Raw genomic sequence first — 17,998 nt, 5'->3', positions numbered from 1 at the left:
ATTGTGCATAAAAAAGAACAATTCTTTTATTGTCCTTTATTGCTTCATAGTTTTCATGACCGCTTTGATTTGAGCCTCACTTGGTTTACGACCCATCTGCATAAACATCGCACGAATCATCTTTTCGTTTACAGGTGGATTTTCTTTCAATTGCTTTTCAAATGCACGTCTTGTTAAGAAAAAAGTAACGATAGCCGATACGACCGCCCCTGCTAAAAACATCCCTAATGAACTAAAAAATTCTGGCATCTAATTTACCTCGCTTTTACCTGCTTATTCTATCTATTTTTTAACGGACTTTCAAGTTCTTAATATGGCAAAATAAATCTTTGTCCATTAAATGATGTTCCATTACATCACGAATAAAACGATTATCATAATGACAAATCTCATCCGCCACTTTTAAACTCGGATAACCTGTTCCTCTTTGTAAATAATCATCCGTTACAATCGAATAGACTCTCTCTTCTAGTATCTTTTCACCATTTACGAAAAGACAATTTTCTTTTTCTTCCACATTGGTACTAAAACTCAATGTACCTAAAACATTTCCTCGAAAACCAGGTCCCTTTCCCGATTGACGAATATGATCTTCTACCTTTGATAAATAATAGGCTTCTAAGATTTCTTTTCCCTTTATTTCATACATGGTTGGATTAAGTTTCGATGGGAAAGTTTCTAACAATGATTTTTGACTAACCGGACGAAGGAGAGAATGGTTCGCAATACCATGGTGCATTACAGCCAAATCTTGTCCATAATCCTTCCATAAAGCATCACAAAGAAAACGCATCAGCTCACAAGAATGAAAAGCATCAAAAATTAACTCATCATAAACTTCCATTTCCTTTTCTAAAATGGCGTCTGCTTTATTTAAATAGATATTCATTTGTTTATCAAAGCTAGAACTTCTTTCATCGGCTAAAACAAGCTGTTCACTTTTCAAAAAATGAATACCATCTTCCAAAACATCTAGTGTCAAAACATCTAAAAATTCACCTTTACCACCTTGCAAATAACGATTAGAACAAATCTTTTGATGGGAATGACCACCTAAGATAAAATCAATCTCTTTAAAATTATCTAAAATCTTTTCATCCACAAAATAACCACTATGGGAAAGTAAAAGACAATAATCATACTGCCCTTTTCTTTCATCCAAAACTCTTCTTAAACACGCAAAAGGTTCTTGTATTTTCAGATGAGCCATCACCATAAAATTGTTATAACCATTTTCTTTTAAATGTTCGTTGTAATAAGGCGTTATCCCTATCACTAAGATGGTCTTATCCAAGACTTTTAAGAGCTTACTAGACGGAAGATGTGGTAATGGTTGATTCAATTCATCACTTAAATTAGCAGAAATATAAGGGAATTTTTTGAATAAATCTTTCAGATGAACACCTAAATCCGCTTCATTATTTCCAACTGTTAATACATCCGGTTGACAAAGGGATAATAACTCCAAAGCCATTTGACCATGATCAGCACTTACGATTTTATGACTAATATCCGTATAATCACCAGCATCTAAGTAGAAATCATTCTTTGTTCTATGTTTTTGTAAATACACAAATACATTCTCTAAAAAAGAAAATTGGCTATGAATATCATTTGTATGAAATATCTTTATTTGCACGGCTTTATTCTATCAAATTTCCATGAAATGAAAAGTCGCAAAAGCATAGAAAAAGTCAGAGGTTGATATGTTCCCTCTTATGTAGAGGTGGGTATTCTTATTTCCTCTTTAGGATTCTTGATTCAATCAAGCATTCAACACCGAGGTCCTAGTCAGAATTCCCTTATATCGAAATGTTAGAAAAATACAAATCCTCTGACAAGTTTATTATAAGAATTAGATTTCTGTTTTACCAGTCTTTTATTTCTTTTTAATTATGATAAAATACAAGCTTATTCTTCTGCTTTCTTAAATTCAACAATTTCCGGATATTTCTTTAATGTATCAATATCTCGATCATTTAATGGACGATAAATATTATAAGAATATCGATTTAAAGATTTATTTGTTTTGGTTTCATTATGAACATCAAAATAACCAATCCATCTTTCTTTTGAATTTGCGCCTATTTTATAGTACTTATCAATAACACTTTTACGATACCTTTCCATAATATCCACAACTTCTTTATACTGATCCATTTTATTGACCGGAATACGAACTTGCAACTTATAGCCTTCATATTCCTCAACGCTATAAACCAGTTCTTCACCGACTTTTAATTTATACTGATTAGCCAAACCAAAACCTTTGGTTATTCTACCCGCAAAAGCAATGCCAAAACTAAGTATAATGGCTAAAATAAAGCTAATAACATTATTTTTTGATAAGGTAATCTTCCGACGATATACGAACATCGCCACCACATACGCCGCTAGTAATACCAATATCTGAACACTCACTGCAACAAACGGTATATTCCAATACTGGAAAGCGATTGCCATCATCAAACCAAACAAGTAGACATGAACGATAAATGGGTAGGCCATAACATCGTTAGAAACCAATTCCGCATTTTCACTAGAACGACGAATGAAGTAACGAGTCAAGCCAACCGTCGCAATTATTCCGTAAATAAGCAATAAAGTAATCGTAAACCAAGGCGGATAAAACGCACTATTAAAAGTATACATATTTGTTTTCCCTAAGAAAATTCTTAAGAAAATTCTTTGGACATCCTCCGTAACCATGATTTCCGGTGAAAATAACTTAAATAATTGACTAAACCAAGCAACACTCCAACCATTTTTACCCGCCACCAAAGAATAGGAGAAAGATTCTTGTAAGTAGAAAACAATCATGAAGACAAACGAATACGCAAACGTCATCACCACCCCATCAAATATATTATTTGCGACTAAAAACAACACACTATGTATCAAAAGTAACACTAGGATAATAACTGCCATATAAATAATATAAATAATGAAATATTGAAAAGGTTGAATCGTAGTCCTTAAAATTGACTGGGCTAATAAAGTGACCAATAACCAGTTCATGAATACAAACACCCACGCAAAACCAATTGTTGTTACTAATAAAGTCTTACGACTAAGGGGAAGTGAAAAATACTGATCTGCACTTTTTCGTCTTTGGTAAACTGAGAAAAAGATACCCGGCAAAACAAAACTCAAAATAAGCGCTAAAATAAAGGCAATGGAAGCGACCTTAATTAAGCGATCGTAATTCGATTCCCAGCTTGATAATAACGGGGTAAAACAAATCGCAAAGAAGATAAGCGTTAAAAAGTTCCATAGTATTCTCTTTGATTGATAAAGATACTTAAAATAGGCCTTACTCATCTAAGCTTCCTCTACTTTCTAATTCATAAATAAATAATTCTTCAAAGTTCACCGGTAATACATCCAACAGTAATGGATTTAAGTTATTAAGTTCTTCTTGAACCTCTTGTTTTGAACCACGGATAACCAACTGATAAACATGACCTTCTTTTTCAAAATGAAGAACATCGAAATTCTTGAAATCATTGGCTGTGAAATCATGTTTAAAAACCAGCTGATATTTATTCAAATCATCCCTAGAATCCAACAAATCCCCTGTACGAAGAAGCTTTCCGCCCTCTAAGATACCAAATGAATCACAAATATCTTCCAATTCTTTCAAGCTATGCGATGAGATAATAACGGTTAACTGCTCACTTTCAACCAGTTGTGCTAATACCTTCTTAAATTTCAAACGAATTAAAGGTTCTAAGCCATCGTAAGCCTCATCCAGAAGCAATAGCTTTGGTTGAATGGATAAAGCAAACAATAACGCTACTCTTCTTTTGTTTCCCTTGGATAAAGTGGAGATGGTCATCTCCTCTTTTAATTCAAACATCTTTAGAAAACGATTGTAATTTTCTTTAGAAAAGGAATATAAGTTCTCGTAAAAAACTCTTTGACCGGCAATAGTAGAACCGGTTGGAAAGTACAAATCATCAGACACAAACGCAATTTCATTACGTATGTTCGCATCTAAATAGGTATTTTTTCCTTCAAATAAAATTTCGCCATCGTTCAATCGATACACTCCCGCAATAGTACGAAGTAAAGTCGATTTTCCTGCTCCATTGATACCAACCAAACCGAAGATAGAACCGGTTGGTATGGTTAAATCCAATTCACGCAAAACACTGTTTGGACCAAAGGCTTTTGTTCCTTTTTTGATTTCAAGCATGTCCTTCCTCCCTATATAGTTTTTGAATGATTGCTTCTAAACACTGTTGGCTCATTCCATTTCTTTGGAATGGTCTTAGAAAGTCTAAAATTTCATCCTCCACACTTTGTTCAACATTGATTTTTGCGACATAAACACCTTTTTTAGGAATGTTGTACACAAAACCCTGTTTTTCTAGCTCACTATACGCTTTCATCACTGTATTGGGATTAATCCCATTATCTTGAGCTAGTTGTCGAACCGATGGCAAACGATCTTCTTCCTTCAAAATACCAACTTCAATGAAACGGATCATCTGATTCTTAATTTGTTCTTGAAGAGGTATCTTGGATTGTAAATTTAATAGAAACATGTTACCTCCATCTGTATTAACTGTACTATCTGTATTAACTATATGATACAGTGATTCCCTTTGTCAATAAAAAAAGCACCTGAAAGTGCTTAAAAAATTTATTTTTCTTCTTTAACAGCAATACCAAGAATATCCAATTGCTTAGTATCCACTACATTAGGACTTTGTGACATCAAATCCATAGAAGAATTCGTTGTTGGAAAAGCCACCACATCACGAATATTATCCGTACCAGCTAAACACATGACCAAACGCTCTAAGCCAATCCCCACACCACCATGAGGTGGGGCACCATATTGGAAAGCTTCTAAAAAGAAACCAAACTTTTCTTTCGCTTGTTCTAAAGTTAAGCCAATGGCTTCAAACACCTTAGCTTGCAAGGCTTGATCATGAATACGAATTGAGCCTGATAATAATTCATAACCATTAAGAACTAAGTCATAAGCTCGAGATAATACACGCTCTGGATTAGACGTCATATAAGGAATATCTTGTTCACGAATAGCGGTGAAAGGATGATGCGTCGCTACCCAACGTTGTTCCTCTTCTGAGTATTCAAACATTGGGAAATCGGTTATCCAAACAAAATGGTCATTTTCTCCTTCCGGAACCAAATTCAATTCTTTACCAAGACGAACACGTAAAGCCCCCAAAGCACTTAAGCTACGATTTTTTATACCTGAAATAATGAATACCAAACCATTGTTTTGAACTTGAAACCTTTCATCTAAAGATTTTAATTCTTCCTCGCTAATTACTTTACGAATCGAACCTGTATAAGCATTTTTTTCTTTTTTCAAATAAGCTAGAGCTTTAACTCCAAAGCCATGTCTTACAAATTCTTGAAGTTGATCGAGTGTCTTACGAGAATACTTATCGGCTACGTTTTCAAAGTATAAGGCCCCAATCACTCCTTTAACACTTAATCCTTCTTGGAAACCGACAAAGTCCGATTTAGAAAAGATGTCTTTTACATTTTGAATTTCATTTCCAAAACGTAAATCCGGTTTATCACAACCAAAACGATTTAAGCTATCAAAATAAGAAATTCTTTTAAATGGTGTCTTTAGGTCGATTCCTTTGGTTTCTTGCCAAATGGTCTTCATCAACTTTTCAACCACCGCAAAGATGTCTTCTTCATCCGCAAAACTCATTTCAATATCAATTTGGTTAAATTCAGGTTGCCGGTCTGCTCTTAAGTCTTCATCTCGGTAACAACGAGCAATTTGATAGTATTTATCCAATCCAGCAATCATACATAATTGCTTATAAATCTGGGGTGATTGTGGTAAAGCCCAAAACTTTCCTGGATAAATACGGGATGGCACTAGGTAGTCACGTGCCCCTTCCGGGGTTGAACGAGCTAATGTCGGTGTATCGACTTCTAAAAATCCCTCTTCTTCCAATACCCTTCTTGCAACAGATTTCACTTTTGCTCTTAACATTAAATTCTTTTGTAAGATTGGTCTTTTTAAATCCAAATAGCGATATTGAAGACGGGTTTCTTCTAAAGAATCACAATCATCTTTAATTGGAAATGGTGTCGTCTTGGCGGTATTTAAAACACACATCTTAGAAACAAGAACCTCAATATCTCCCGTTTCAAGCTTTGGATTCGAATCTTTACGAAGGGCTACTTTTCCTTCTACTTGTAAAACATATTCGCTACGAATATCCTTTACTTCCGGAATATCTTCTTCTTGAATGACCAGTTGAACCAAGCCTGAGCGATCTCTTAAATCCACAAACACCATCGATCCGAAATTTCTTCTTGTGTGAACCCAGCCAACCAATTGAACACTTTTTCCAATATCTTCTTTTCTTAAACTTCCATTTTCCCGATTTCTAAGCATTTTCTTTATCCCAGCTTTCTAATTTTTTAACTAATTCTTGACGTTCAATCGTTACCTGGGTCTTATCGCTTGTTCGCTTAACATTCACCTTATGATTCTTAACCTCATCCTCACCAAGAATAATGACATACTTGGCATGATTACGATCGGCAGACTTAAATTGTGATTTTAAGGATCTTGGTAGTAAGTTCGCTTCTGTATGAAAACCATTCTGCCTTAACTCCTGCGCCAGCTTTAAGACTTCTAAACTAACATCTCCTAAACCGATTACATAAGCATCACAAGTATTATCTTCGCCAAAATCATGACCTTCATCACTTGCTAAAGAAATTAATCTTTCCATTCCAATCGCAAAGCCAATACCCGACATATCTGGTCCACCATAATATTCCACAAAGTGATCATAACGACCACCCGCAAAAATCGTTGCTTGGGCACCACTATCTTCACGGGTTGAAACCACTTCAAACACCGTATGTGTGTAATAATCCAAACCACGCACCAAGCGATCATCCACTTCATAAGGAATACCCAAAGCAGCCAAGGCGGCTAAAACACGATTGAAATAGTCCCTTGATTCTTCATTTAAATACTCCATTAGACGAGGCGCATTGTGCAAACATTCTTGATTATGATCCACCTTACAATCCAAGATACGTAATGGATTTTGTTCATAACGACGATGACAATCGGTACATAAATTTTCTAAATGTGGTTTAAAGTGTTCCTTTAAAGCTAGACGATAATTCGCTCTTGACTCATCATCCCCTAAAGTATTAATTAAGACCTTAATGGAAGAAATACCCATTTGTTTCACAATGTCATAGCCTAAAGCGATTGTTTCAGCATCTAATTCAGGAGATTTAGCACCAATATTTTCAACCCCAAATTGAGTGAATTGACGTTGTCTTCCTTTTTGTGGGCGTTCATGGCGGAACATCGCTCCTAAATAATACAAACGAGCCGGTAATTCCATAAAACCATATAATTTATGTTGATCAAAAGCACGAATCACCCCTGCTGTTCCTTCCGGTCTTAGGGTATACGATTCATCTCCCGTCGCAAAAGTATACATTTCTTTATTGACCATATCGGAAGAATCATTTTCTCGTTTGAAAACCCTCGTTTCTTCAAAATATGGTGTACGAATTTCTTTATAACGGTATTTTTTTGTTGTTTGGCGGATTACTTCTTCCACATAGTGCCACTGTTTCATTTCTTTTGGCAAAATATCGTAAGTTCCTCTTGGTGTTTGATAACTCATAACTTCATCCTTTCTTAATCAATAAAAACGTCCTTAGAAAAGGACGCTGATGCGCGGTACCACCTTAATTCATGAACTTAAGTCCATGCTCTCTAACCTTAACGCAGTATCACGTACTTTCCTACTCTTTTCAGAAAATCTTCTCCCGAGTGTCCCAAACAATTCAACCATCAATGCTTACACCAAACCATTGTCGCTAAATTGGTTTCCTTGTTCTTTTCTCTTTCTTTGAATTGTCTTCGTCATTATACACTATTTTTCAAAAGAAAAACCTGCTTTATAGCACAGGTCTTAATAAATCGCTCTTTCCACCGATAGAATGGAATCAATTTTACGAATATTTGCCATTAAATTCTCTAACTGCTCCAAATTTTTTACACGAACCGACATCGTGAAGCGAGCGGTTAAGGTTTCATGATTAGTCGTCGCATTGATAGCTTCTAAATTTAATCGACATTGTGAAACAACGGTTACGATATCCGTTAGTAAAAAGTTACGATCACTGGCGATGACCAACAAATCAGTTTGGTAAGTTTGATCAACTTCTCTATCCCCCCAATAGACATCAATTAAATGAGCTCCTTTGTGCTTTGCGTTTGGACAAATGGTTCGATGCACCTTCACCCCTTCCGTCTTGGTGATATTACCAACGATTTCATCATTGTACACCGGTAAACAACAATGCGCTAAAGACATTTTGATCGAATCGATACCCGGCACCACTAAACCGGACTTTGATACTTTCTTAACCGCCGCTTTATTTAAGGAACGAGATAAGTTCATATCTTCTGCCACCCTGGACTTTTGGTTTGTTAAACGCTCAGCCACTGAGCTAACACTAATATTTCTGGTCGCAATCCCATACATCAACTCTGTATAATTTGAAGCTTGTGCCTGCATTGAGTTACAAACATCCATGATTTTTGCTTTATCCATGTATTCTTTCGCATCAAAACCACGTTTTCTCAATTCTTCGCTCAATAAACGTTCACCATCTGGAACACGATCTTCTTTTAATTGTGATTCTTTCTTTTGGAAATAAGCTTTAATCTTATTCTTAGCTTGATTGGTCTTAACAACATTTAACCAGTCTTCTGATGGTCCTGTTCCTTTTTGAGTGCGAATATTGACCACATCTCCAGTATGAAGGGTCGTGTTTAAAGGAACCATAGCATCATTCACAATCGCACCAACGGTTGTATGACCAACATCGGTATGAATCCGATACGCAAAGTCTAAAGGAGTTGCCCCACTTGGTAAATCAATGACTCTTCCTTTTGGTGTCATCACATAAACATTGGCTTCAAATATATCCTTTTGTAAAGTTTCCATGTATTCGGAAGGACTGGAATTTTCTTCTGAATAAATCGCAAAATCTTTAAACCATGATAGCTTGGCTTCAATTTCTTTATTGGCGGTATGTTTGTCATATTTCGTTCCTTCTTTATAACGCCAATGAGCCGCAATACCTTTTTCCGCTATGGCATCCATTTCTTCTGTACGGATTTGCACCTCAAAAATCTTACCCGAATCACCAATTATTGTTGTATGCAAAGATTGATACATATTTGGTTTCGGAACCGCAATATAATCCTTTAAACGACCGGGAATCGGCTTATAAGTTGCATGAATATAACCTAATACTTCATAACAATTCAATTCTGTTTTTGTTACAATGCGGATTGCTAGCAAATCTAAGATTTCATCAAAGCGCTTATTCTTTTTTTTCATCTTTCGATAAATGGAATACAAATGCTTTGAACGCCCGAAAATACGGAATTCCAAATGATTTTCTTTTAAAATCTTTGAAATATTTTGAATCATCACATTCACATTATGATCACGTTCGGTTTTCTTAGCTTCCACTAAATGTGCAATACGGTAATATTCGTCACGGTTTAAATAATAAAAGCTTAAATCTTCTAGTTCATTCTTAATGGTCGAAATACCCAAGCGATGAGCAATAGGCGTGTACACATCCAACGTCTCTGATGCAATTCTTTTTTGGCTTGCTTCAGTTTGAAATTGAAGTGTGCGCATATTATGCAGACGATCGCAAAGCTTAATTAAAATGACACGTATATCTTTGGCCATCGCAATAAAAATTTTACGATGGTTCGCCGCTTGATATTCAGGGTCATCTTTCCCCTTGTATTCTAAAGTGCCAATCTTTGTGACAGATTCCACCAAGGAAGCGACTTCTTCACCAAAATCTTCAGCTAACACACTTTTTGAAACACCACAATCCTCAATGACATCATGCAAAAAACCGGCGCTAATCGTCTGTGGATCCACTCGTAAGGTAGCCAAGATATACGCCACATTCGCTAAATGAATAAAATAAGGTTCCCCACTTTTACGAAATTGACCAGCGTGTTTTTCAATGGCGTAATTAGCCGCCTTTTCAATCAAGGAGAGAGATTCTTCTTGATGAATGTAGGATTTAGCTTCTTCTAAAACATCCGATACACCGGGATTATTCATGAATTGTTTCATCTCTCCTCCTTTCATTCCAAGAAAGCAGCGATAGTTCGCTGCTTTGCTTTATTGATCGCTTAATTCCACCATACTAAAGACATCGTAATCTTTTAACACTTCTCTTCCTTCCATGCCATTACCATATAACTCAATGATAAAAGCACAACCAGCAACCGTACCACCTAGTTCTTCAACCATTTCACAAGTTGCCTTTGCAGTACCGCCTGTTGCCAATAAGTCATCCACGATTAAAACACGTTGTCCAGATTGAATGGCATCTTTATGCATAAACACTTCGTTAGTACCATATTCCAAAGTATAGCCTTTCGAAATAGTTTCGCGAGGTAATTTTCCCGGTTTGCGTACGGGAATAAAACCAATACCCATCTGTACAGCTAAAGGACAACCAAAAATGAAACCACGGCTTTCTGGTCCGACGATGACATCCGCTTTGACTTTTCTAGCATAGCTTTCTAATTGATTGGTTACTTCTTGAAATGCTTCTCCATTTTGAATCAATGGTGTAACGTCTCTAAACAAGATTCCCTTGCTTGGAAAATCCGGAATAGAGGCGATATAGTCTACTAAATTGAGTGCCATAATAATCTCCTTTTTTTTAAAATGCAATTGTATTATATCATTGTCACCATAAATCTTCGATAACCATTTGGATTTTCTCTTGATTCCGAAAAGAATTAATGGAAAGGGTGCCAATAAAGTGGGAAGCTTGTAAATTGGCTTGAATGCCTTTATTAGCATAAAGAATAGCTTCTACTTTTTCTCCATTTACTTTAAAACTGTATTTTTGCATAGAAGAATAGGCTTTAAATTCAATAGAATCCGGTTTTTCAATACAAATCAATGGCTCTTTCCATTCACTTGGATAAGGTTCTAAATTCATTAAAGCTTGCACTGCCTTAAAGCTTAAATCCTCCGGTTCCAAGACCAATACATCTTTGCCCTTATCTTCTTGACTTTCAAGCTGAAGATTGGCGACATAGGTTTGAAAAGCTGAAAAATTTTCTTCTGAAACACTTAAACCACAAGCCTGTTCATGACCACCAAAGCTTTCAAAAAACGCAAAGTCTTTTAAAGCTTCAAATAAATTCACACCCGGAACAGAACGACCACTTCCCTTGATAATATCACCATCGGTTTTCGTTAACACCAAACAAGGACGTTTAATTTGGTTTGTTATTCGACCTGCAATTTGCCCACAAATCCCTTCTAACAAATCTGGATCATAAAGAACTTCAATCGCTTTCCCCTGCACTTTATTTTCCAATTCTTTTGCTTTCAGTTGGGAAGCTTTTTTTCTTTCTTGATTGATTTGATCAATCTGCTTAGCCATTTTGTTTTGGGCTTCTTCATTCTTGGTTAATAAGTACTTGACTAATTGGTTCACATTCGCTAAATGGCTCATTCTTCCTAAACTATTTAACTTAGGAATAATAGTAAATTGAAGTGTTTGAACATCGATTTGACTACCCTTAGAAACTAATTTTTGCAAAGCGGGAACACAACCTTCTTGCAAATATTGAACTGCTTTTTGAATTAAAGTTCGTGTTTGTGCAAAGGGAGGCATCACATCCCCCAAGGCAGCAACCCCGGCTAAGGCAATCATTTCTTTGACTTCACCAATTAGATAATAAGAAATTTCTAAAGCCACTCCTGCTCCTGAAAAATAACGATACTCTTTTTCCATAAAAGTTGGATGCACAAGAATATCCACCGGAACCGGTTCTTCAATTTGGTGATGGTCGGTCACAATTACCTCAATACCCAGCTCTTTCGCTTTTTCCAAAGCGGGAAAGGCTTTTACACCATTATCCACTGTCAAAATCAAAGAATAACCTTTTTCTTTCGCCAGCTCAACCGTATGCACTTGTAAGCCATAGCCCTCTTTGACGCGGTCCGGAATATAATAACCATTTTTAATCCCATATTGATCCAAGCTATATTTCATGATACCGGTTGAACAAACACCATCACAATCATAATCGCCGGCAATTAAGACTTTCTCTTGTTTCTCTTTCGCCATTTTTAAACGCTCAACACACTTTAAAACACAATCAGCTTTGGAATATACAATTTCTCTAGGCGCTGATAAAACTTCTTGAATTTTGGTTTCATCTTCTGTCACCATGCTTAATAGCTTACCCACTAAGTTTTCTACGGGATAAGGATTATATTCTATCTTTTGTTTATTCCACATCATTTTTCACCATTTCCTTAAATTGATGACCACGGTCTTCAAAGTTTTTAAAAGCATCGTAAGAAGAAGCGGCTGGCGATAATAAAATCATTCTTCCTTGATTCGTAATCTTTTTCGCTAGTGAAACAGCTTCTTTCAACGTTTCTACTGCATAGAAATTCTTTTCTTTCTTTCCTAATTCCGAAAGAATTCTTTTTCCTGTCGCATACATGAAAATATAGTGGTACATTGGATGGGTTTGAATGTAATTCTCTAATGCCTGATAATCAATGCCACGATCCATACCACCAATTAAAATGGTTTGTACCAAGGGAAGGCTTTCAATAGCTTGAATACAAGATTGACCAATGGTGGAAATAGAATCATTCACATAATGAATGCCTTTATATTCACCTATGTATTCCAAACGATGTTCCAAAGGTTCAAATTCTTTTAGACCTTGTTCAATAGCTTTTCGATGCATCCCTAATTCCATAGCAATCGCCACTGCTATCGCCATATTTTGTTCATTATGATGACCAATTAATTTTGTCTTGGGCATAGTCATTTTAGCAACCGGATTGATGAAATACCCATCTTTCGCATAAACATCCTTTTGAAGATACCAAGCTTTCTGAAGCTTTGGTAAAAAATCCGGTAAATCAGGATGAACAATCGCTAAATCATTGTCTTGCTGGTAAGCATAGATATGGGATTTCGCTAAACCATATTTTGCAAAGCTACCATAATGATCCAAATGTTCTTCATAAAGATTTAAAAACACAGCAATATGAGGAGATACACGTGTATATTCCATTTGATGACAAGATAATTCAAAAACCGCCAAGGCACCTTGTTCCATAGCTTCGATTTCCTCGAAACATGGTTTACCGATATTGCCAACTAAAACCACTTTTTTCTCTTGTTTTAAAAGTGCATAGACTAAAGAGCTAGTGGTACTTTTACCCTTAGTACCAGTAATACCAATAACCTGTTCACGATACATTCTTAGAAATAATTCCGTTTGCGAGCTAATGGTTTCTAATTCTTGATCAGGTTTTAAAACGATACCTGGTGCTTTTAAGATGCAATCAAAATCTTGTAAGTTCACTTCTTCAATGGTCTTTAAAGTAGCTTTTTCATAGTTCTTTTGAAAAGCCGGTGAACCTTTTTGATCAATTAAAGTGAGTTCCATTTCCGGTAATAAATGGTGCAAAAAATAATACGATGATTCTCCTTCTTGACCTAAACCCCAAATCGCTATTTTTTTATCTTTGCATAAAGTTTTCCATTGTTCCAACATGCTTATTCTCCCCTAATAAATCCACTACATCTAATAAACTATCAAGTTTAAAATCAATCGCTTCCTTGAAGTCATTATCCACTTTTATTGTATCCTCTATGAAGATAGAATGTATACCTGCTTTTTTTGCGGCTAAGATACCCGCTTTTGAATCTTCTGAAACAAGACACTCTTTTGGATTTACATTTAATACTTTTGCCCCTAACAAGAATATATCTGGATTTGGTTTAGCATATTTAACCATATCTCTGCCAATAATTGTTTCAAACTGCAAAAGGTAAGAAACAGTATTTACTAAAGTTTGCACATACTCCGAATGGGAGGACGAACAAATCGCAAGCTTATACTTTTCTTTTTCAAGGTATTGGAATAAAGGAATTAATCCTTTGCGATTTAAACAGTCCTTTTGAATACGACCAAAAATCTAAATCAAAACGTCTTTTTTTAACGAAAATCTCAATATCATCAAAATGAAGTTGATGCAGATAATCCGCTATTTCTTTTCCACCGGAACCAGTGATATGTCGAAAAAAATCATTGGGTAATTCTTTATGATAAATACTCGTTGCTTCTTGCCAAATCCTATTCGCAATGCTTTCAGTTTCAAACATCAAACCATCACAATCGAACAATAGTGCCTTTATTTCCATATCTCCCCCAGCAAAGAAGCCGTAAAATCGAATGATCTTACGGCTTCTAATTATTTTTAAGCATTAATACCTGGAATAGTGTATTCATCCAAGTGTTCTTTTCGACTTTCTTTCTTTTTCTTATTCTTTCCCTTTGGTTTATGGTGTGTACGAATGTAGTTCCATAAAATTGGTGAGATGAAAATAGATGAGAAAGTACCGGCCACTAGTCCTACTAGCATCGCAAAGATGAATGTGAAGATAGCTTGACTTCCGAAAGTCAATAAAATAATAACTGGAACAATCGTTGTAAAGGAAGAATTAAGAGCTTCTTTAATCGTCGCATCAATGGCATCATTGACAACCATCTTATAGTCAACACTTGCCTTATTCTTACGAAGTCTCATTTGTTCACGAATACGGTCGAAGACAATGATGGAGTTATTAATCGAATAACCAATAATCGTCAATAAGACCGAAATCAACTCAATATTCACTTCTAGCCTTAATATGCCAAAGACGGCTAACACAATTAAGACATCATGCACCAAAGCCAGCAAACAGGATAAGGCATAATCCCATTCATAACGGATGGTCACATAAGACATCATCGCAATCCAAGCCACAATCGTTAAGATAAAAGCATTATGAACTAGGTCACGACCAACCACCGGTGTAACAATATTATCACCGGGTTCTTGTCCATAAACCTTCTTTAAATCTTTCTTCACTTGGGTTAGTTGTTCCGTTGAGATAGCTTGCTTGGTTGTCGCATAAACCGTCTTATCTCCAGACGCTTGGAAAGAATAGCCCTTTAAGCCCAACTTTTCAAATTCCTTTTGAACCTCCATTGTTGTAATGTTCTTATTAGAAGCAACGGTTAATTTTGTACCAGAGCTAAAATCAATTCCTAAGTTAAAGAAACCATTGCCTTTGACTTGATTAAAAATACCTAGACCTAAGAAAAGTGCTATCACTACAATTGCTGTACGAATTAGATATTTCGCTTTACCAACATAATCCACATGATGTGTTCCTGTGTAGAACTGTTTTTCACCATTTGAAACATCTGGAATTTGGTTTGGTTTTACTGCAAACCAAGTTGGATGATTATCACAAACACCAGACTTCACAACAAGATCTAATAAAATCTTAGATAAACCAACATTTAAGACCAATGTCATAAAGACAGTAATCATCAACATTGTCGCAAAGCCTTTGACCGTACCAGAACCCCAAATATACATAATTAAAGCCGCAATTAAGGTTGTGAATTGGGCATCAAAGACAGCCGCAAAAGATAGCTTTTGCCCTTCTTTAACAGCAGTTCGAATCGATTTACCAGCATACATTTCTTGACGAATACGTTCATAATTGACAATATTCGCATCAACTGTCATGCCAATTCCCAATACCAAGGCACCAATACCCGATAGAGTAAAGGTAGCACCCATTAAGGCATAAATACCAAAAACAGCCCAAATATAAGATATCAACATAATAGAAGCGATGATACCCGGTAAACGATACATGAAAATCATAAATAGCATCACAATACCAACGCCAATCATACCGGCAAAAGCAGTCTTACTAAGAGCGTCTTGCCCATAAGCCGCCGAAACAACATTGGAAGAAATTTCATTTAACTTCACTGGTAAAGAACCGGAATTGATTAAGTTCGCTAAGGTACGAGCACTTTCTTCCGTAAAATTACCTTGAATAATGGAATCACCCGATAAGGCTTGGTTAACCGAAGCCGCAGAAACGTATTTTGGTTCTTTTCCTTGCGCTTGTTTTTGTGCTTCCGCTTTATAAGAATCGCCTTCCTTATAGTCTAACCAGATAACCATAACATTTTCACCTTTGGTTTTCCTGGAGATTTCTCTAGTAATGGCTTGGAATTTCGCATTATTAGCTACCTTAAAAGAAACTACCGGTTCACCATTTTGGTAAGCTAAAGAAGCACCACCTTCTTGCAGGATGGAAGAATCGGCTAACTCTTTATCATTCACATCACGGAAGGTTAACTTAGCGGTAGTTCCAATTAACTTACGAGCCGTATCTAAATCCTTGGCACCAGCCAATTGGACACGCACACGATTATTCCCTTCCACACTAATTTGTGGTTCGTTTACCCCTAAGACATTCACACGCTTACTGATACTATTGATGACCGACGGCATGTCCACCGCTTTCCCTTTTTGAAGGGGTTCAATCTGGTAAAGGATTTCAAATCCCCCTTGCAAATCAAGACCCAGGTTAATATGACTAGTGATGGTCTTATAGGTTGTGGAAGCCAATACAATCAAAAGAGCAACGATTAAACCGAATACCCCTAGACTTCCTCTTTTATTTTTCTTTTTTGGCATCTTATCCTCCAATCATTTCTGAAAAATCGGTTATTGGCATCTTAGCCCCCTCACGGATGGCTTGGACCGATAAAAAACGAATAATATCTTTCGCTTCAATCTTCCAAATCGTATCCACCGCCTCGGTTAAGCTATCGCTTATTCCATTTTTCCAGATAAACAAAGTTAAATAGTCTTCTAAGTCACTATAACTAAGAGTCGGAACTTGTGTCCTTTTCATCTGTTCTAATTTTAAAACCATCGCTAATTGAACCGATGGATGATTTACATCGAAGACTTCTTTGTTCATTCTTCCTCCCAGTTCGACAATTATAACAAAAAAAAGAGCTCTATTGTAGAGCTTTTTAATGAATTAATAGCCATAAGCCAATCATCGCAAAGAAAAATTCCAATAACCAGAATAAATAAACAACTTGAACTTCCTTCAATCCCCAGATTTTAAAGCTATAATGAATTGGTGTATAAGGGAAAACACGATGATGAAATAATTTTACTGCACTAATTTGAATGATAACACTCATGGCTTCAAGAACAGGAATACCGGCAATTAATATCAAAGCTAATTCAGTGTGCGTAATCAAGGCAATCGTTGCTAAAGAACCACCCAAAGCTAAAGAGCCTGTATCGCCCATAAAAACCTTCGCCGGTTTATGATTAAAGAATAAATAACCAAATAAACTACCTCCCATAGCCGCACAAAAGATAGCGATGACTGGTAATTGTTTCTGAATAGCGTAGATAAAATAAGCCATAAAAGCAATCAAACTCACCCCACCGGCTAAACCATCCATACCATCGGTTAAATTGACCGCATTAGTTGATCCCATAAACATCAATAGGATAATGATAAGAAAGCCGAGGCATTGGAAAATAGAGGCTCCTTTTAAATAATCCAAGCCTTTCATTTGATAAAGAAGAAATGTCATCACAATAGCTAGAATGGCTTCAATCAATAAACGAGTTCTCGCTTTTAAACCGGCGTTATTTCGTTTCAAAACAACCGTCATATCATCCACAAATCCAATCATTCCGAAGCCAACAAGCCCTAGCACTAACATCCATAGTGTTAAATCGCTTTTATTTGGCGCAAAGATAATAGTCGTTACCATTGTCACAAGGGAGAACAATAGTCCTGCCATAATAGGTGTTCCGCTTTTCTTTTCTAAAGCATATTCTGATTCGGTTTGTTGGATAGATACTTTCTTTAAATATTGGATAAATTTAGGCATAATCACCAACACTAAAGCACTACTTAAATAGAAAGCCATCGCTGATGTAGTCGGCATTCCAAGCGCAACAATAATGCATCCTAAGAGATAAATACCAATTTCTATATATTTTTTCTTCATTCTCTTTTT

Annotated in this window: 16 protein-coding genes and 1 other annotated feature; all 16 genes read right to left on the bottom strand. The window is 36.1% G+C overall.

Going from position 1 to position 17,998, the window contains the following annotated elements; all coding sequences use genetic code 11:
- Positions 1-36: 36 nt before the first annotated feature.
- A complete protein-coding gene (locus K7I92_RS02725; RefSeq protein ID WP_203244457.1) occupies positions 37-249 on the bottom strand; it encodes a YneF family protein in 213 nt (70 codons plus the stop codon).
- A gap of 40 nt (positions 250-289) precedes the next feature.
- Complete coding sequence (locus K7I92_RS07635) at positions 290-1,639, bottom strand: metallophosphoesterase (RefSeq protein WP_220281944.1); 1,350 nt, start codon at positions 1,637-1,639, stop codon at positions 290-292.
- Between the two features lie 272 nt (positions 1,640-1,911).
- A complete protein-coding gene (locus tag K7I92_RS02715) occupies positions 1,912-3,321 on the bottom strand; it encodes a hypothetical protein (protein WP_220281943.1) in 1,410 nt (469 codons plus the stop codon).
- On the bottom strand, positions 3,314-4,198 hold the full coding sequence (locus K7I92_RS02710) for an ATP-binding cassette domain-containing protein (RefSeq protein ID WP_220281942.1): 885 nt from the start codon (positions 4,196-4,198) through the stop codon (positions 3,314-3,316). Before K7I92_RS02710 ends, K7I92_RS02715 begins: the two co-directional genes overlap by 8 nt.
- On the bottom strand, positions 4,191-4,550 hold the full coding sequence (locus tag K7I92_RS02705; protein ID WP_203244461.1) for a GntR family transcriptional regulator: 360 nt from the start codon (positions 4,548-4,550) through the stop codon (positions 4,191-4,193). Before K7I92_RS02705 ends, K7I92_RS02710 begins: the two co-directional genes overlap by 8 nt.
- A 98-nt stretch (positions 4,551-4,648) precedes the next feature.
- A complete protein-coding gene (aspS, locus tag K7I92_RS02700) occupies positions 4,649-6,403 on the bottom strand; it encodes an aspartate--tRNA ligase (RefSeq protein WP_220281941.1) in 1,755 nt (584 codons plus the stop codon).
- On the bottom strand, positions 6,396-7,667 hold the full coding sequence (hisS, locus tag K7I92_RS02695; protein WP_220281940.1) for a histidine--tRNA ligase: 1,272 nt from the start codon (positions 7,665-7,667) through the stop codon (positions 6,396-6,398). The genes aspS and hisS overlap by 8 nt, the downstream gene beginning before the upstream one ends.
- Positions 7,668-7,703: 36 nt before the next feature.
- Positions 7,704-7,905: a binding site (T-box leader), on the bottom strand.
- 53 nt (positions 7,906-7,958) lie between these two features.
- Positions 7,959-10,163, bottom strand: a complete 2,205-nt coding sequence (locus tag K7I92_RS02690) for a bifunctional (p)ppGpp synthetase/guanosine-3',5'-bis(diphosphate) 3'-pyrophosphohydrolase (protein ID WP_203244464.1) — start codon at positions 10,161-10,163, stop codon at positions 7,959-7,961.
- 48 nt (positions 10,164-10,211) lie between these two features.
- Positions 10,212-10,745 (bottom strand): adenine phosphoribosyltransferase, encoded by a 534-nt coding sequence (locus K7I92_RS02685; protein WP_203244465.1) that lies wholly within the window; start codon positions 10,743-10,745, stop codon positions 10,212-10,214.
- 43 nt (positions 10,746-10,788) lie between these two features.
- Complete coding sequence (locus K7I92_RS02680; protein WP_220281939.1) at positions 10,789-12,363, bottom strand: DHH family phosphoesterase; 1,575 nt, start codon at positions 12,361-12,363, stop codon at positions 10,789-10,791.
- Entirely contained in the window at positions 12,350-13,642 is a 1,293-nt protein-coding gene (gene murD / locus K7I92_RS02675; RefSeq protein WP_220281938.1) for a UDP-N-acetylmuramoyl-L-alanine--D-glutamate ligase, read from the bottom strand. Before murD ends, K7I92_RS02680 begins: the two co-directional genes overlap by 14 nt.
- The gene (locus K7I92_RS02670; protein WP_370627435.1) at positions 13,608-13,976 is read right to left on the bottom strand and encodes an HAD family hydrolase; all 369 of its coding nucleotides are present in this window, start codon (positions 13,974-13,976) and stop codon (positions 13,608-13,610) included. Before K7I92_RS02670 ends, murD begins: the two co-directional genes overlap by 35 nt.
- Before the next feature lie 22 nt (positions 13,977-13,998).
- Complete coding sequence (locus K7I92_RS02665; protein WP_220281937.1) at positions 13,999-14,292, bottom strand: hypothetical protein; 294 nt, start codon at positions 14,290-14,292, stop codon at positions 13,999-14,001.
- A 56-nt stretch (positions 14,293-14,348) separates the two neighbouring features.
- Positions 14,349-16,640 (bottom strand): protein translocase subunit SecD, encoded by a 2,292-nt coding sequence (secD, locus tag K7I92_RS02660; RefSeq protein ID WP_220281936.1) that lies wholly within the window; start codon positions 16,638-16,640, stop codon positions 14,349-14,351.
- Between the two features lies 1 nt (position 16,641).
- Positions 16,642-16,929, bottom strand: coding sequence for a post-transcriptional regulator (locus tag K7I92_RS02655; protein ID WP_203244470.1), 288 nt, complete (start codon positions 16,927-16,929; stop codon positions 16,642-16,644).
- 55 nt (positions 16,930-16,984) lie between these two features.
- Complete coding sequence (gene mraY / locus K7I92_RS02650) at positions 16,985-17,989, bottom strand: phospho-N-acetylmuramoyl-pentapeptide-transferase (protein ID WP_220281935.1); 1,005 nt, start codon at positions 17,987-17,989, stop codon at positions 16,985-16,987.
- Between the last annotated feature and the right edge of the window lie 9 nt (positions 17,990-17,998).

The organism is Bulleidia sp. zg-1013 (assembly GCF_019798045.1).
Taxonomy (GTDB): domain Bacteria; phylum Bacillota_I; class Bacilli_A; order Erysipelotrichales; family Erysipelotrichaceae; genus Bulleidia.
The sequence above is the reverse complement of the archived record's forward strand: the minus strand, read 5'-3'. Positions and strand labels throughout refer to the sequence as shown.

Excerpts from the sequence above, each read along its gene's own strand:
- K7I92_RS02725 (WP_203244457.1), bottom strand. The coding sequence starts at position 249 with ATGCCAGAATTTTTTAGTTCATTAGGGATGTTTTTAGCAGGGGCGGTC.
- K7I92_RS02715 (WP_220281943.1), bottom strand. The coding sequence starts at position 3,321 with ATGAGTAAGGCCTATTTTAAGTATCTTTATCAATCAAAGAGAATACTA.
- K7I92_RS02710 (WP_220281942.1), bottom strand. The coding sequence starts at position 4,198 with ATGCTTGAAATCAAAAAAGGAACAAAAGCCTTTGGTCCAAACAGTGTT.
- K7I92_RS02705 (WP_203244461.1), bottom strand. The coding sequence starts at position 4,550 with ATGTTTCTATTAAATTTACAATCCAAGATACCTCTTCAAGAACAAATT.
- aspS (WP_220281941.1), bottom strand. The coding sequence starts at position 6,403 with ATGCTTAGAAATCGGGAAAATGGAAGTTTAAGAAAAGAAGATATTGGA.
- hisS (WP_220281940.1), bottom strand. The coding sequence starts at position 7,667 with ATGAGTTATCAAACACCAAGAGGAACTTACGATATTTTGCCAAAAGAA.
- K7I92_RS02690 (WP_203244464.1), bottom strand. The coding sequence starts at position 10,163 with ATGAAACAATTCATGAATAATCCCGGTGTATCGGATGTTTTAGAAGAA.
- K7I92_RS02685 (WP_203244465.1), bottom strand. The coding sequence starts at position 10,745 with ATGGCACTCAATTTAGTAGACTATATCGCCTCTATTCCGGATTTTCCA.
- K7I92_RS02680 (WP_220281939.1), bottom strand. The coding sequence starts at position 12,363 with ATGATGTGGAATAAACAAAAGATAGAATATAATCCTTATCCCGTAGAA.
- murD (WP_220281938.1), bottom strand. The coding sequence starts at position 13,642 with ATGTTGGAACAATGGAAAACTTTATGCAAAGATAAAAAAATAGCGATT.
- K7I92_RS02665 (WP_220281937.1), bottom strand. The coding sequence starts at position 14,292 with ATGGAAATAAAGGCACTATTGTTCGATTGTGATGGTTTGATGTTTGAA.
- secD (WP_220281936.1), bottom strand. The coding sequence starts at position 16,640 with ATGCCAAAAAAGAAAAATAAAAGAGGAAGTCTAGGGGTATTCGGTTTA.
- K7I92_RS02655 (WP_203244470.1), bottom strand. The coding sequence starts at position 16,929 with ATGAACAAAGAAGTCTTCGATGTAAATCATCCATCGGTTCAATTAGCG.
- mraY (WP_220281935.1), bottom strand. The coding sequence starts at position 17,989 with ATGAAGAAAAAATATATAGAAATTGGTATTTATCTCTTAGGATGCATT.